Source organism: Rhizobium sp. P40RR-XXII (assembly GCF_012641405.1).
GTDB lineage: Bacteria > Pseudomonadota > Alphaproteobacteria > Rhizobiales > Rhizobiaceae > Rhizobium.
In genome coordinates this window covers 15,176-27,712 of sequence record NZ_JABAII010000002.1, presented here as the reverse complement: position 1 = coordinate 27,712, position 12,537 = coordinate 15,176, and the positions used below count along the sequence as shown (strand labels likewise).

The window sequence follows — 12,537 nt, the reverse complement described above, 5'->3', positions numbered from 1 at the left end:
CATCAACCGGCTTTGGCTGTAACAGTCGATTTGAATTTGCCCATCAGATACGGACCGGACAGAACGGGAGCATATCTAGGCTCCTCACCCGGCCTCAGACATGAAGGCAGGCAGGCGATTTCGGCAAACCAGTTCGGTTGATGAAAGAAGGCCAGGGATTGCCGGCGCTGCATGCCGCCCTCTTCCGGCGGCGGATTGACGACGCGATGCACAGTGGAAACCCAGCGGTCATTGGTCCAGAGTGCCATCAGGTCGCCGATGTTGATGACGAAGGCCCCTTCCACCAGCGGTACCGGTGTCCAGTTGCCATCCGGCGCAATGATCTCGAGCCCTTTCGAACCGGGCTGCGGCAAAAGGATCGTCAGGCTGCCGTAGTCGGTATGCGCGCCGGCGCGAAGCTGGCCCGGCTGCGGCGGTACATGCTGCTCGGGATAATTCAGCGCCCTCAGCGCACTGATCGGAGCATCGACGTAAGAATCGAAGAAATGTTCATCGAGACCGAGCGCGGTGGCGAATACGCGCATGATGCGCGCCGCCAGATCCTCCATCGCCCCATAGTAAGCCTTCCATGCCTCCACGAACCCATCTGGCCGCTCCGGCCAGATGGTGGCGGCATAGCAGAAGCCGAGCGCTTCCGGATTGCTCATATCAGCGGGAACGGAAAGCGGGCCGCCATTGAAGCTTTCCTTCAGGTCCGGCGGCGTGTCGACATTGCGTGATTTTGCGAGCGCCTCCGTACCCGGCCCGAGATAACCGTAGGGATAGCCGGGATAGAGCGTCTTGGCGCGCTGTTTCACCTCGGCCGGCAGATCGAAGAAGGCCTTCGTCTTCTCCCATACCTCGGTGATAACGGCATCGCCGACGCCGTGATTGGCAATCGCCAGAAAGCCCGTCGAGCGGCATATCCGGTCCACCTCCGCGCCGAGTCGCTTTTTCTCGTCATGACCGGCCGCTTCGAAGGCACCGAGATCGAAAATCGGAAAGCTATGATCGGACATGCGCGACTCCCATCCGTAACTTCAAGCAAATCAAGCATAGGAGGAGCCGGGGAACAACCATCTTATCCCCCGCCCGATTAAAGCCGCCAGGCCGAACGAATGGCAATGGGGTAGGCATCCCCCGCAGCGACCTTCTCGCGGCTATAAGCGCGCAACACTTGTCCGTCCGGCATCGACAACCTTACCGCATAACGCTCGCCCTCGTAGAGAACGGAATCGACTCGGCAGGAAATGCCCTCCGCATCGGCGAGTACGTCTTCGGGCCGCACGAGAATATCCGCAACCGCCGAGCCGCCTGCCCGGTTCTCCCAAAGGCCTCGGAAGGAGGCCCAATCGATGCGGCGCGGACTGCCATCGGGAAAAGCAAGCGGCAGTATGGCGCCCTGCCCGACCAGACTGCCGACCATTCTACCTTCGGGCCGAGCATAGATTTCCGCCGGCGGCGCCACCTGCAGGAGCCGCCCTTCGGACATGACGGCGACATCGGTCGCAAGCGCCATCGCCTCGCTCTGGTCGTGCGTGACATAGACCATGGTGGCGCCCGAACGCTGGTGAAACTCGCGGAAAGTCTCCTCCATCTCCTTCTTCAGGTGACGGTCAAGATTGGCGAGCGGCTCGTCGAGCAGCACGACGTCGGGCGATGTCACCAGGCAGCGAGCAAGCGCCACGCGCTGACGCTGGCCACCTGAGAGATCGGCGGGCCTGCGCTCGGCATAATCGCCGAGGCGCACTGTCGCTAATGCCTCGCGCACCTTGTCGCGATAGCGCTCGCCGGAGATACCACGCACCTTCAGAGGATAGCCGACATTGTCTGATACGTTCATGTGCGGCCAGAGCGCGTAGGACTGGAACACCATCGCCATGTTGCGCCGCTCCGGCGGCAGCATGGTCGCCGCATCCGCCAGCAACCGCTCGCCGAGATGGATGGAGCCATCGGTCGGTTGCTCGAAACCGGCGATCATTCTGAGCACGGTCGTCTTGCCGCAACCGGACGGGCCGAGCAGCGCCAGGAAACCGCCCTCCCGCACATCGAGCGACAAGGCGTTGACGGCAGCACGCCCGCCCGTGCCGAAATCCTTGCTGACGTGATTGAGGATCAGCTTCGCCAAGGCACCACTCCTTTCGGCAGGCGCTTGGCCATGATTTCCAGAAGCACCATCATGATGACGACCATGGCGATGACGATGACCGACATGGCCGAGGCAAGATCGGCGCTGCCGCCATCGTCGAGATTGTAGATGACGACGCCGAGCGTCTGCGTGCCAGCCGACCAGAGGAGCGCCGAAACGGTCAGCTCGTTGCAGGCGATGAGGAAGACCAGGATCACCGATGCGCCGGCCGCCGGCGCGATCAGCGGTACGATGATATCGGCAAGACGGCGGAAGAAGCCTGCACCGGAAAGACGCGCGGCCTCCTCTAGCGCCGGATCGAGCTGCAGGAAGGCGCTCATGACCGGCTTCAGGCTGACGGCGAAATAGGCGGAGAAATAGGCAACCAGGATGATCCAGATCGTCCCGTAAAGCGTGACGTTGAGGATCGGCAAGGGTGCTGCGAACACCAGAATGAAGCAGACGGCGATGATGATGCCGGGAAGCGAATACGGGATCTCGATCATACCGCCGACGATGCGGCTCAGCATGTCCTTGCGCCGCGTCAGGGCGTAGGCCGCAAGGACCGTCACCAGCAGGAGACCAAGTGCGGTCGCGGTCGCCAGGAATAACGAATTGGAGAAGGCGGTGCGCGTTATGCTTTGCCGAAACAGGATCTCGGTGAAGGCATTCAGCGATGCCGTCTTGAGGGTGAGCGGCACGCCATAGGCGGGCACCAGCGCACCGGCGACCAGCGCGAGGAAGGGCGCGACGAGCATGACGAACAGGATGGCGCAGAGCACAGGCAACGCCAGATAGCGCCAGCGGCCCAGCGAAAAGGCAGCCGTTGCGCCGGAAATGCCGATGACGCGATAGTCGCGTCCCTTCAAGGCTCTGCCCTGCACGGCAAGCCCGGCAACAGCGATGACGGCGATCATCGTCGACAGCATGGCGATGTCGCCGAAGGTGCGTGGTCCGAAACTGGAGAACTTGGTGAAGATCAGCGTCGACAGCGTATAGATCGAGGCGGGTATGCCGAGGATCGCCGGAATGCCGAAATTGCCGATGGACGAGACGAAGGCAATCGCAGCGCCCGCAATGACACCGGGCAGAGACAAGGGCAGGATGATATCGCGGAAGACACGCAGGCCGGACGCGCCCGAAAGCCTTGCGGCCTCGACGCCATCGCGCGGCAGCGCCATCAGGCCGGCGCGCAGAGCGAGATAGACGAGCGGTGCATGCTGAACGCCGTAGAGCAAAGCGATGCCACCGACAGAATAGAGCGGCTGCGGCGAGCCAAGCGGCGGCGCGATATGCAACGCTTTCAGCAAGGGGCTCGACGGCCCGGACATCTGCACCCAGGCGAGTGCCGTCACTTGCGGCGGAATCATCATCGGCAATACGAAGAGGAAGCCGAGCAGCCCCCTGCCCGGCAGATCGGTCAATGTCAGCAGGAATGCGAATAGGCAACCAAGGACCACCGAAACGATCGTGCCGAGCACGGCGGTTTCGATCGTGTACCAGGCCGAGCGCCAGAGCGAGGGATCGGTGATGAGTTCATAGGTGCCGCCCCTAAGCAGCGCCTCGATGCCGGCAAACGCCAGCCGTGCCAGCGGCAGGACGCTGAGCAAGAGCACGACGACAACAACAAAAGGAAACAGCCAGGCCGGCTGGCTGTTTCCCCGACGCACATATGAGTACATTCCAAATCCGGGTCGGATTACTTCGACTTGAAGTAGGTGGAGAAGGTCTTGAGGTCCTGATCCGTGTTCTTGAGAGCATCGGCCGCATTCAACGGCAGAACCTTGATGCTGTCACGTGCCGGGAAGCCTGCCGGCAGCGGCGTGCCATTGCGGGCCGGAATATAACCGAGCTTCAGGAAACCTTCCTGACCCTTTTCGGAGAGGACGTAATCGACAAATTTCTTGGCGGCATCGTCATGCTGCGTGCTGGCGAGAATGCCGACCGGCTCAGTGACGGCGGAAACGCCTTCCTTCGGGAATACGAATTCCAGCGGGGCACCCTTGGCTTTTTCTCTGATCGGCATGTAGTCGACGATCATGCCATAGGCCTTCTCACCCGAAGCAACCGACTTGAGCACAGCACCGTTGCCGCCGGAAGCGATCGCGCCGTTGTCGGCGAGGTTCTTGTAGTAGTCCCAGCCGAGGCTGCCGACGCCGGCGAGCGTCTGTGCGTGGATGAGAGCAGCACCCGAAGCAAGCGGGCTCGGCATGGCAACCAGGCCCTTGGCTTCCGGCTTCACCAGATCCTGCCAGCTTGCCGGCTTCATCGCGGCAGCCGTGTTGTAGACGATCCCGGTCGTGATCAGCTTGGTGGAATAGTAATAGCCGCCGGCGTCATAGAGCGACGCATCGTAATTTGCGGCTTCCGGCGACTTGTAGGCAAGCAGCTTGCCGGCTTCCTTCAAGCGCTCAAGCGTCACCGTATCGGCAATCAGCAGGACATCGGCAACCGGAGCGCCGGCCTGCATTTCAGCTTGAAGCTTGGCGATGATCTGCGGCGTGCCGTCGCGAACCCAATCGACCTTGATGCCGGGATTGGCGGCCATGAAGCCATCGACGGTGGCCTGCGCATCGGCATTCGGCTGGCTGGTATAGAGGACGAGGTCGGCGGCACTGGCGGCGCCGGAGAAAAGAGCGACGGCCAGCAGGCCGGCGAGAGCGGAAACAAACGTCTTCATGAAGCGTCCTCGGCTGGATGATCAGGAAGGTTCCTTAGACGGATGGCTTAACATGATTGTGACAGTTGAATTTTGAATACATTGCCGTTCGTATGATGATTGAATCTTGACCATCGCTATCAGGCACTATTTCCTGACGTACGTATTTCAGACGGGATCGAGGAGGACTGATCTATGGAATATCGCTTGCTTGGCCGCTCCGGCCTCAAAGTTTCCACCATCACTATGGGCACCATGACCTTCGGCGGCGTCGGCTGGGCGAAGACCGTTGGCGATCTCGGCATCAAGGATGCGAAGAAGCTTGTGGACATGTGCATCGATGCCGGCGTCAACCTGCTCGACACGGCCGATGTCTACTCGCAAGGCGCATCGGAGGAAATCATCGGCGAAATTATCGGCGGTCCGCGCAAAAACGGTGCGCTCATCGCCACAAAGGCGCGCTTCCCGATGGGGGCTGGCGCCAACGATGCCGGTTCATCCCGCCAGCATCTCATCCAGGCCTGCGAGGCGAGCCTGAAGCGTATGAAGACCGACGTGATCGACCTCTATCAGCTGCATCAATGGGACGGACAGACGCCGCTCGAAGAGACGATGGAAGCGCTCGATACCTTGGTTCGCCAGGGCAAAGTCCGCTACATCGGCTGCTCGAACTTTTCCGGCTGGCACATCATGAAAGCGCTCGGCGTCAGTGAGCGCGACAGGCGCGAACGTTTCGTCAGCCAGCAGATCCACTACACGCTGGAAGCCCGCGACGCGGAAAACGAGCTGGTGCCCGTCAGCATCGACCAGGGTCTCGGCATCCTCGTCTGGAGCCCAATTGCCGGCGGCCTTCTTTCAGGCAAACATCGCCGCAATCAGGCGACACCAGAGGACACGCGCCAGTTCGCCGGCTGGACGGAACCGCCGATCCGCGATGAAAACCGCCTTTGGAATATCGTCGATACGCTGGTGGAAATCGCCGAAGGCCGCGGTGTTTCGGCCGCTCAGGTGGCGCTTGCCTGGCTCATCGGCCGCAAGGGCGTGACCTCGGTCATCATCGGCGGCCGCACCAAGGCGCAGTTCAAGGACAATCTCGCCAGCGCCGAGCTGAAGTTGACGGACGAGGAGCGCAAGCGCCTCGACGACGTCAGTCTGCAGCCGCTGATGTATCCCTATTGGCACCAGTGCAATACCGCCAGCGACCGGCTGAGCGAGGCCGACCTTTCGCTGCTCAGCCCACACCTGGCGAAGTAAGGAAACTTCTTCCCCCCTCTGGGAGCAGGTGCCCGAAGGGCGGATGAGGGGCGCGGCGCGGCACATTCAATGCCCACCATAACGGTGCATCGCCCCCTCAACCAGCGCCCCTTCGACAAGCTCAGGAGCGCATCCTTCTCCCCGCCGGCGAGAAGGTAAATCAGGCCGCCATCGATCCGATCTCGCTCGCAATCAACCTGCCCAGCCGCGAGATGCCCTCTTCGATCATCTCGTCATTGGCGCAGGAGAAGCTGACGCGGAAAGTGTTCGCACCGGTTCCATCCGCAAAGAAGGCTTGTCCGGGCACGAAGGCAACCTTCGCCGTTTCCAGCGACCGAGCGAGCAGCTTGGCGCCATCCATGCCCTTCGGCAGGGTAACCCAGACGAACATGCCGCCTTGCGGCTTCGTCCAGCTCGTGCCCTCAGGCATGTATTTGGCAAGTGCTGCCAGCATGCAGTTGCGACGGTGGCTATAGGTCTTGCGGACCTTGGCAACCTGCGCATCGAAACCGCGCTCGGCGACTTGATGGATCGCGATCTGGTTGATCGTCGAGGAATGCAGGTCGGCCGCCTGCTTCATCAGCACGAGCTTGCGAATGACGGGCGCATTGGCGACGATGAAGCCAACGCGAAGCCCCGGCGCCAAGGTCTTGGAAAAGCTGCCGCAATAGATCGTCCGCGTGTCGTTGATATGGCCCTTGCGCGCAATTTCCAGAGCCAGGATCGGCGCTACCGGCTCGCCGTCATACCGCAGCGACTGATAGGCGGCATCTTCGATAACGGCGATATCAAGTTCTTCGGCAAGGTCGAGTAGCTTCTCGCGGCCAGGCAGATCGACGGTCTCGCCCGTCGGATTGGCAAAATCGGCCGAAAGATAAGCGAACTTCACCCTGCCGCCGGCTTGCGAAGCCGCGGCGCGATAGGAGTCCGGCGTGCGGTTGCCGTTCGGTGTCAGCTGGTCATAGGTCGGCTCGTAGGCATTGAAAGCCTGCAGCGCGCCAAGATAGGTCGGCGCGGTAACCAGCGCCGTATCTTTCGGCGACAGGAAGAGCTTGCCGAGATAGTCGAGCCCCTGCTGCGAACCGGAGACGATGAAGACGTTTTCGAGTTCGCAGGGAATGCCGAGCGCACCCATCTGGCCGACAAGCCATTCGCGCAGCGGCTTATAGCCTTCGCTGACCGAATATTGCAGCGCTGCATTGACCGTCGGGCCGGAAAAGATATCGGCATAGGCCTGCTTGAATTCGGCATCCGGAAACAATGCGGGATCGGGAATGCCGCCTGCGAAAGAGATGATATCCGGCCGCTCCAGCAGCTTCAGCAGCTCGCGGATTTCGGAGGCGCGCATACGGCTCGAGCGCGTCGCAAAGATATTTTCCCAATTCAACATGGGCTTCCTCGTAATTTTTGGTCTTTCCGGCACAAGATCACGCAACAAAAGATAAGTCAATAATGCTGACCTAATTTGTTTATGATGGTAGCGAGGAATCAAACTTCAGCGATAGAAAAGGCTATTCATTCAACGTGGCATCCACTCAAAATCTCCCAATTTTCTGCTTCCCAAGGAGACCTACACATTCCTCTGTGCAGATGCTATTCTTACGCTAGATCAATCGATAGGAAAAAGTAAGAATGATCACTGCGACCCTGTCCTCAAAATTTCAGATATCGATCCCAAAAGAAGTGCGTGATCAGCAGCATTGGAGCGCTGGTCAGGAGTTCGTCTTTATTCCCAAAGGCAAGGGCGTGCTCGTTATGCCGGTTCCAACATTGGAAGATCTCAAAGGTATGGCGCGAGGCGCAAACCCCGAAGACTATCGCGATCGAGGCGACCGATACTGATGCGTGTGATCGATAGTTCCGCATGGATAGAGTGGCTTCTTGATAGCCCGACTGGACAGCAGCTTTCCGACCAGATCCCGAAACCGCGCGACTGCATTGTTCCGACAATAGTCCAGCTTGAACTTTCCAAATGGCTTCTTCGCGAAAAAGACGAAGACGTTTTGGACAACTTCATCGCCTACACGATGCTATGTAACGTTACTCCATTGGACACAGCCATAGCCCGGCGCGCGGCTGAGATCTCGGCACAGCATAAGCTCGCAACCGCCGATGCGATCATCTATGCAACCGCTCTTCATCTCGATGCCGATATCCTGACTTGTGATGCTCATTTCAAGGGATTGGAAAACGTAATCTATTACCTGAAGATGGGTGGCTGATATGGCAAAAGACGACCCCACGTCCTCCTTCTACGATCACAGCGCAGCCGTCTACGCGGTGCGCGATCGCAGCCTGCCGCAGCGTCGGCTCGATGCCTTCCTGAATACTCTCCCCGCCGGCGCATCGATTCTCGAACTGGGCTGCGGCGGCGGTCAGGACGCAGCCTACATGATCTCACAGGGCTTCAACGTCACGCCTACAGACGGTTCGCCGGAAATGGCCAAGCAGGCCGAAAAGTTGATCGGAAAGCCGGTGACCGTTCGCAGGTTTGAAGAACTGGAGGACGACCAGCTCTACGACGGCATTTGGGCCGAAGCATCCTTGCTGCATGTACGGCGACCGGATCTTCCGGAGATTTTCAACCGCATCCACAAGGCTTTGAAGGACGGCGGCCTATTTCACGCCAGTTTCAAAGCGGGAGAAGCCGAGGGGTACGACAGCTTCGGCCGATACTACAACTACATCTCGGCCGACTGGCTTAATGATCTGCTTATCTCGACCGGGTGGAAGGACATTTCGCTCAACGAAACCGATGGCGGCGGCTACGATGGCAAACCGACAAGATGGCTGCGGATGAGAGCCAGGAAAGGCATTCGATCGGCCACGTGAGCCGTAAACACATCCTGAAACGTTTAGAGCGTGATGCCGAAAAGTGTAGGCGGTTTTCGGACGACATCACGCTCTACTTCTTTGATCCTAGAGCGGATTCAGATTTTAGGTCCAACAGACCTAAAATCATCCGGCTCCAGGGCCGGGGAAGTCTCCCTCCCCGGGCCTTTCTACTGCGGTATAACCCTGAAGAAGCTTAGTTGACCGACTTGTCGACCAGCTTGTTCTTGCCGATCCAGGGCATCATGCCGCGCAACTTGGCGCCGACTTCTTCGATCTGGTGGCTGTCGTTCAGGCGGCGGATACCCTTGAAGCGGGCAGCGCCCGAGCGGTATTCCTGCATCCAGTCCGAGGTGAACTTGCCGGTCTGGATGTCCTTCAGGACGCGCTTCATTTCAGCCTTGGTTTCAGCCGTGATAATGCGCGGGCCGGAGACGTATTCGCCCCATTCAGCTGTGTTGGAGATCGAGTAGTTCATGTTGGCGATGCCGCCTTCATAGATCAGGTCGACGATGAGCTTTACTTCGTGCAGGCACTCGAAATAGGCCATTTCCGGTGCGTAACCAGCCTCGACCAGCGTTTCGAAGCCGGCGCGAATGAGCTCGACGAGACCGCCGCAGAGAACGACCTGTTCGCCGAAGAGGTCGGTTTCGCACTCTTCGCGGAAGTTGGTTTCGATGATGCCGGAACGGCCGCCGCCGACGCCGCAGGCGTAGGAGAGAGCGAGTTCAAGGGCGTTGCCGGAAGCGTTCTGATGAACGGCAACGAGGCAGGGAACGCCGCCGCCCTTCTGATATTCGCCGCGAACCGTGTGGCCCGGGCCTTTCGGAGCGATCATGACGACGTCGACAGAGGCCTTCGGCTCGATGAGGCCGAAGTGAACATTGAGGCCGTGCGCGAAAGCGATCGCAGCGCCGTCCCGGATGTTCGGAGCAATGTCGGCCTTGTAGATGTCGGCCTGCAGTTCGTCCGGGGTCGCCATCATCATCAGGTCGGCCCAGCCGGCAGCTTCAGCAACGGTCATGACCTTGAAGCCGTCGGCCTCCGCCTTCTTGACGGTCGGCGAACCGGCCTTGAGCGCGATCGCAACGTTCTGTGCGCCGCTGTCCTTCAGGTTCAGCGCGTGAGCGCGGCCCTGGGAGCCGTAGCCGATGATGGCGACCTTCTTCGATTTGATGAGGTTGAGATCGGCATCACGATCGTAATAGACGCGCATTGTTTGTCCTTCCCTTTGCTTGTCTGGGTGCAGATTTTAAATTGTCAGACGGTCGCTGTTGCTTCCGCCAATACCTTTTCCGTGCCGTAGAGCCGGAGGAAGGCGCTGACCGCCTTCTCCGCCTGACGGCTCGTATCCTTCAAACCGGGCTCGCCGAGCAGCATGCGCACATGCAGATCGGAGACGATGAGCCCGTAGAGCGTGTGATATGCCTCGTCGGCATCGGTGAAGCGCAACAGCCCTGCCCGCTTGCCGGCATCGATGAGACCGCTGGCGCGGCGGTCGATCTGCCGGCGCCCCCGCTCCAGCAAGAGCTTGCCGAGCTTAGAGCCGTCGCGGTTCGACTGGCCGATCGCCAGACGGTTCAAGGCGAGCGAAACGTCGCCGGCCAGCACTTCCAGCAGGTCGCGCGCGAAGATCACGAGATGATCGTGCAGGCTTGCCGAGTTCAGCCGCTCGCCATTGCGCTCGAACGTGCGCACCTTGCTCGCCTGATAGGTGATCATCGCCGAGAGCAGACCGTCGCGATCGCCGAACCACTTGTAGAGGCTTTCCTTGGAGCAATTGGCGGCGCGTGCGACACCCGAGGTCGTCAGCGCCTTTTCGCCGCCGTCGACGAGCAGACGCAACGCCTGTTCCAGAACGGCGTTCTGGCGCGGCGAAAACTCGCTCGACTGTCCTGCTTCGCTCAGCACGATGACCACTCCCAAATGCGTACCGTACGGTACGGTTCGTGGGTGCTTTATGCAGGACGACACGGTGGCCGTCAAGCGGAATTCGTTGCTGCACTGCGCCAAAAAGAGAGTGCTTGTCAGGGCAGGCTTGCGGAGGCTAGAGCTTGCCGGCCGGCCGACACGCCCTTGGTCGGCATCGCCTTAATGAGAACCGCATCCATGTATCTTTGCGAAACGCTGCTATTCTCGAATTCAATGAAGCGTCGTTCCGTCAAAGGCAGGCGGCGGATGCTTGCCGGCACCATTGGGGTCTGTCTGGCAATCGGCCTGCTTCCCGTGTCGACATCAAGTCTCTCGGAAGCAAAGCCACTCGCCGGACCAGCCGGACATTATTGCGGCAAACTTCTTTCAAACGGATCATTGGTGGACGTCGAGACATCGCTGCAGGTCAACATGGAAGGGCACATCTCGGGAACGTACCGTTTCGACGACGATGGAGCGAAGACGATCGGTACCGTGTCGGAAATCGGAGCAGCCCCCGGTAGGAAACGGGTGCTGCTATGGTTCGACAAATATGGAACCGGAGCGCTCTCGATCCAGTTCGATCCCAGCTACACACGCTTCGAGGGCCTGTGGGGACCGCATGGCTCCCTCCCTAGCTACACCTGGACCGGCGGCAACTGCAACGACCCGATCAGTTGATCGATAGAGCTGGACGCGGACGACGGGTCGGGAACGTCGCCTATTCGGCCGCCACCGCATTGGTACGCATGGCCTCGACATCCTTCAGCGGCGGCAGGCCATAGAGGCGGCTGTATTCGCGGCTGAACTGCGAAGGGCTCTGATAGCCGACGCGATGGCCGGCCGATCCGACGTCGAGCTGCTCGACGATCATCAGCCGCCGCGCCTCGTGAAGCCGAAGCTGCTTCTGATATTGCATCGGCGACATTGCCGTCACCGCCTTGAAATGATGGTGCAGCGAGGAGACACTCATGCCGACACGTTCCGCCAGTTCCTCGATGCGCAGCGGCTGGGAGAAATTGCCACGGATCCAGGCAACCGCGCGCGCCACCCTGTTGCTCTGGCTCTCAGCCATGGCGACTTGCAGCAGCCGGGGACCGCTCGGGCCTGTCAACAGACGGTAGAGTATCTCCTGTTCGATCAGTGGCGCCATGGCCGGAATATCCTCCGGCCGGTCGAGCAATCTGAGCAGCCGCAATGAGGCATCGAGCAGTTCCGGCGACGCCGCATCGACCGCAAGCCCGCGCATGGGCTCCGATGCCATCGCTTGGCGCGGAATATTGACACGCGTTAACAGCTCATTCAGCCGTTCGCTGTCGAGGGCCATGGCAAAACAGAGATAGGGTGTATCACTGCCGACATTGGTGACCTGGGTCGATACGGGCAGGTCGAGGGCCATCAAAATATACTCGCCGACACCGTAATGGTACGAATCGGCGCCGACCGTCAGGCTTTTCCGTCCCTGGACAACGACGGCATAGCAGGGTCGATAGGCCCCATGTTGCCACACGGTCGCAGCCGACTGTCGGTATAGGTTGAGACCGTCTATCGGCGTGCGATATTCTCCATCCCTCGTAGCGAAACGGGCAACGATGGAGGCGAGTTCCTGATTGGGGTTGAAAGCCAGTGTCATGCGCAACCGATTGTTTTTGAGAGCGTGTCGAGGCTTATCTAGGTGACCTCTTCCGTTCGCAAAAGAGCCGCAGGAAATTTAGATTCGCAGGATCGTACATAAAGCTTGCAGGATCGCTCTACCGCTGCCGTCCGATACCGA

At 59.9% G+C, this 12,537-nt stretch carries 13 protein-coding genes; 5 read left to right on the top strand and 8 right to left on the bottom strand.

The window, feature by feature from the left end; translation table 11 throughout:
• Positions 1-2 precede the first annotated feature (2 nt).
• From HGP16_RS03450 to HGP16_RS03435, 4 genes are all read right to left on the bottom strand, one after another.
• Complete coding sequence (locus HGP16_RS03450) at positions 3-998, bottom strand: isopenicillin N synthase family dioxygenase (protein WP_168838637.1); 996 nt, start codon at positions 996-998, stop codon at positions 3-5.
• A 77-nt stretch (positions 999-1,075) separates the two neighbouring features.
• Complete coding sequence (locus HGP16_RS03445; protein WP_168838636.1) at positions 1,076-2,107, bottom strand: ABC transporter ATP-binding protein; 1,032 nt, start codon at positions 2,105-2,107, stop codon at positions 1,076-1,078.
• Positions 2,095-3,789 carry an iron ABC transporter permease gene (locus HGP16_RS03440; RefSeq protein ID WP_168838635.1) on the bottom strand — a complete coding sequence of 565 codons (1,695 nt, stop codon included), beginning with the start codon at positions 3,787-3,789 and terminating at the stop codon, positions 2,095-2,097. The genes HGP16_RS03445 and HGP16_RS03440 overlap by 13 nt, the downstream gene beginning before the upstream one ends.
• A gap of 17 nt (positions 3,790-3,806) precedes the next feature.
• Complete coding sequence (locus HGP16_RS03435) at positions 3,807-4,787, bottom strand: ABC transporter substrate-binding protein (RefSeq protein WP_168838634.1); 981 nt, start codon at positions 4,785-4,787, stop codon at positions 3,807-3,809.
• A gap of 174 nt (positions 4,788-4,961) precedes the next feature.
• Here HGP16_RS03435 and HGP16_RS03430 point away from each other — a divergent pair, with 174 nt between their 5' ends.
• Entirely contained in the window at positions 4,962-6,020 is a 1,059-nt protein-coding gene (locus HGP16_RS03430) for an aldo/keto reductase (protein WP_168838633.1), read from the top strand.
• Positions 6,021-6,180: 160 nt separating this feature from the next.
• On the opposite strand, the gene HGP16_RS03425 is transcribed toward HGP16_RS03430, so the two are convergent.
• Complete coding sequence (locus HGP16_RS03425) at positions 6,181-7,410, bottom strand: PLP-dependent aminotransferase family protein (RefSeq protein ID WP_168838632.1); 1,230 nt, start codon at positions 7,408-7,410, stop codon at positions 6,181-6,183.
• A 242-nt stretch (positions 7,411-7,652) separates the two neighbouring features.
• Between HGP16_RS03425 and HGP16_RS03420 the strand changes: the two genes are divergently transcribed.
• The 3 genes from HGP16_RS03420 to HGP16_RS03410 are packed head-to-tail and all read left to right on the top strand — an operon-like array spanning position 7,653 to position 8,852.
• Positions 7,653-7,862 (top strand): AbrB/MazE/SpoVT family DNA-binding domain-containing protein, encoded by a 210-nt coding sequence (locus HGP16_RS03420; RefSeq protein ID WP_168838631.1) that lies wholly within the window; start codon positions 7,653-7,655, stop codon positions 7,860-7,862.
• A complete protein-coding gene (locus HGP16_RS03415; RefSeq protein WP_168838630.1) occupies positions 7,862-8,242 on the top strand; it encodes a type II toxin-antitoxin system VapC family toxin in 381 nt (126 codons plus the stop codon). The genes HGP16_RS03420 and HGP16_RS03415 overlap by 1 nt, the downstream gene beginning before the upstream one ends.
• 1 nt (position 8,243) lies before the next feature.
• A complete protein-coding gene (locus HGP16_RS03410) occupies positions 8,244-8,852 on the top strand; it encodes a class I SAM-dependent DNA methyltransferase (RefSeq protein ID WP_168838629.1) in 609 nt (202 codons plus the stop codon).
• Between the two features lie 196 nt (positions 8,853-9,048).
• On the opposite strand, the gene ilvC is transcribed toward HGP16_RS03410, so the two are convergent.
• Both ilvC and HGP16_RS03400 read right to left on the bottom strand, forming a co-directional pair.
• Positions 9,049-10,068, bottom strand: coding sequence for a ketol-acid reductoisomerase (ilvC, locus tag HGP16_RS03405; RefSeq protein WP_168838628.1), 1,020 nt, complete (start codon positions 10,066-10,068; stop codon positions 9,049-9,051).
• 44 nt (positions 10,069-10,112) lie between these two features.
• A complete protein-coding gene (locus tag HGP16_RS03400) occupies positions 10,113-10,763 on the bottom strand; it encodes a TetR/AcrR family transcriptional regulator C-terminal domain-containing protein (protein ID WP_168838627.1) in 651 nt (216 codons plus the stop codon).
• Between the two features lie 234 nt (positions 10,764-10,997).
• Between HGP16_RS03400 and HGP16_RS03395 the strand changes: the two genes are divergently transcribed.
• Positions 10,998-11,444, top strand: a complete 447-nt coding sequence (locus HGP16_RS03395; RefSeq protein ID WP_168838626.1) for a hypothetical protein — start codon at positions 10,998-11,000, stop codon at positions 11,442-11,444.
• A gap of 40 nt (positions 11,445-11,484) precedes the next feature.
• Here the strand turns inward: HGP16_RS03395 and HGP16_RS03390 are convergent, their stop codons facing one another.
• Positions 11,485-12,396 carry an AraC family transcriptional regulator gene (locus HGP16_RS03390; protein WP_168838625.1) on the bottom strand — a complete coding sequence of 304 codons (912 nt, stop codon included), beginning with the start codon at positions 12,394-12,396 and terminating at the stop codon, positions 11,485-11,487.
• Positions 12,397-12,537 lie beyond the last annotated feature (141 nt).

What these genes read in the sequence shown, in the direction of transcription:
- HGP16_RS03450 (WP_168838637.1), bottom strand. Translation starts at nt 998, where the DNA reads ATGTCCGATCATAGCTTTCCGATTTTCGATCTCGGTGCCTTCGAAGCG.
- HGP16_RS03440 (WP_168838635.1), bottom strand. Translation starts at nt 3,789, where the DNA reads ATGTACTCATATGTGCGTCGGGGAAACAGCCAGCCGGCCTGGCTGTTT.
- HGP16_RS03435 (WP_168838634.1), bottom strand. Translation starts at nt 4,787, where the DNA reads ATGAAGACGTTTGTTTCCGCTCTCGCCGGCCTGCTGGCCGTCGCTCTT.
- HGP16_RS03430 (WP_168838633.1), top strand. Translation starts at nt 4,962, where the DNA reads ATGGAATATCGCTTGCTTGGCCGCTCCGGCCTCAAAGTTTCCACCATC.
- HGP16_RS03425 (WP_168838632.1), bottom strand. Translation starts at nt 7,410, where the DNA reads ATGTTGAATTGGGAAAATATCTTTGCGACGCGCTCGAGCCGTATGCGC.
- HGP16_RS03420 (WP_168838631.1), top strand. Translation starts at nt 7,653, where the DNA reads ATGATCACTGCGACCCTGTCCTCAAAATTTCAGATATCGATCCCAAAA.
- HGP16_RS03415 (WP_168838630.1), top strand. Translation starts at nt 7,862, where the DNA reads ATGCGTGTGATCGATAGTTCCGCATGGATAGAGTGGCTTCTTGATAGC.
- HGP16_RS03410 (WP_168838629.1), top strand. Translation starts at nt 8,244, where the DNA reads ATGGCAAAAGACGACCCCACGTCCTCCTTCTACGATCACAGCGCAGCC.
- ilvC (WP_168838628.1), bottom strand. Translation starts at nt 10,068, where the DNA reads ATGCGCGTCTATTACGATCGTGATGCCGATCTCAACCTCATCAAATCG.
- HGP16_RS03395 (WP_168838626.1), top strand. Translation starts at nt 10,998, where the DNA reads ATGAAGCGTCGTTCCGTCAAAGGCAGGCGGCGGATGCTTGCCGGCACC.
- HGP16_RS03390 (WP_168838625.1), bottom strand. Translation starts at nt 12,396, where the DNA reads ATGACACTGGCTTTCAACCCCAATCAGGAACTCGCCTCCATCGTTGCC.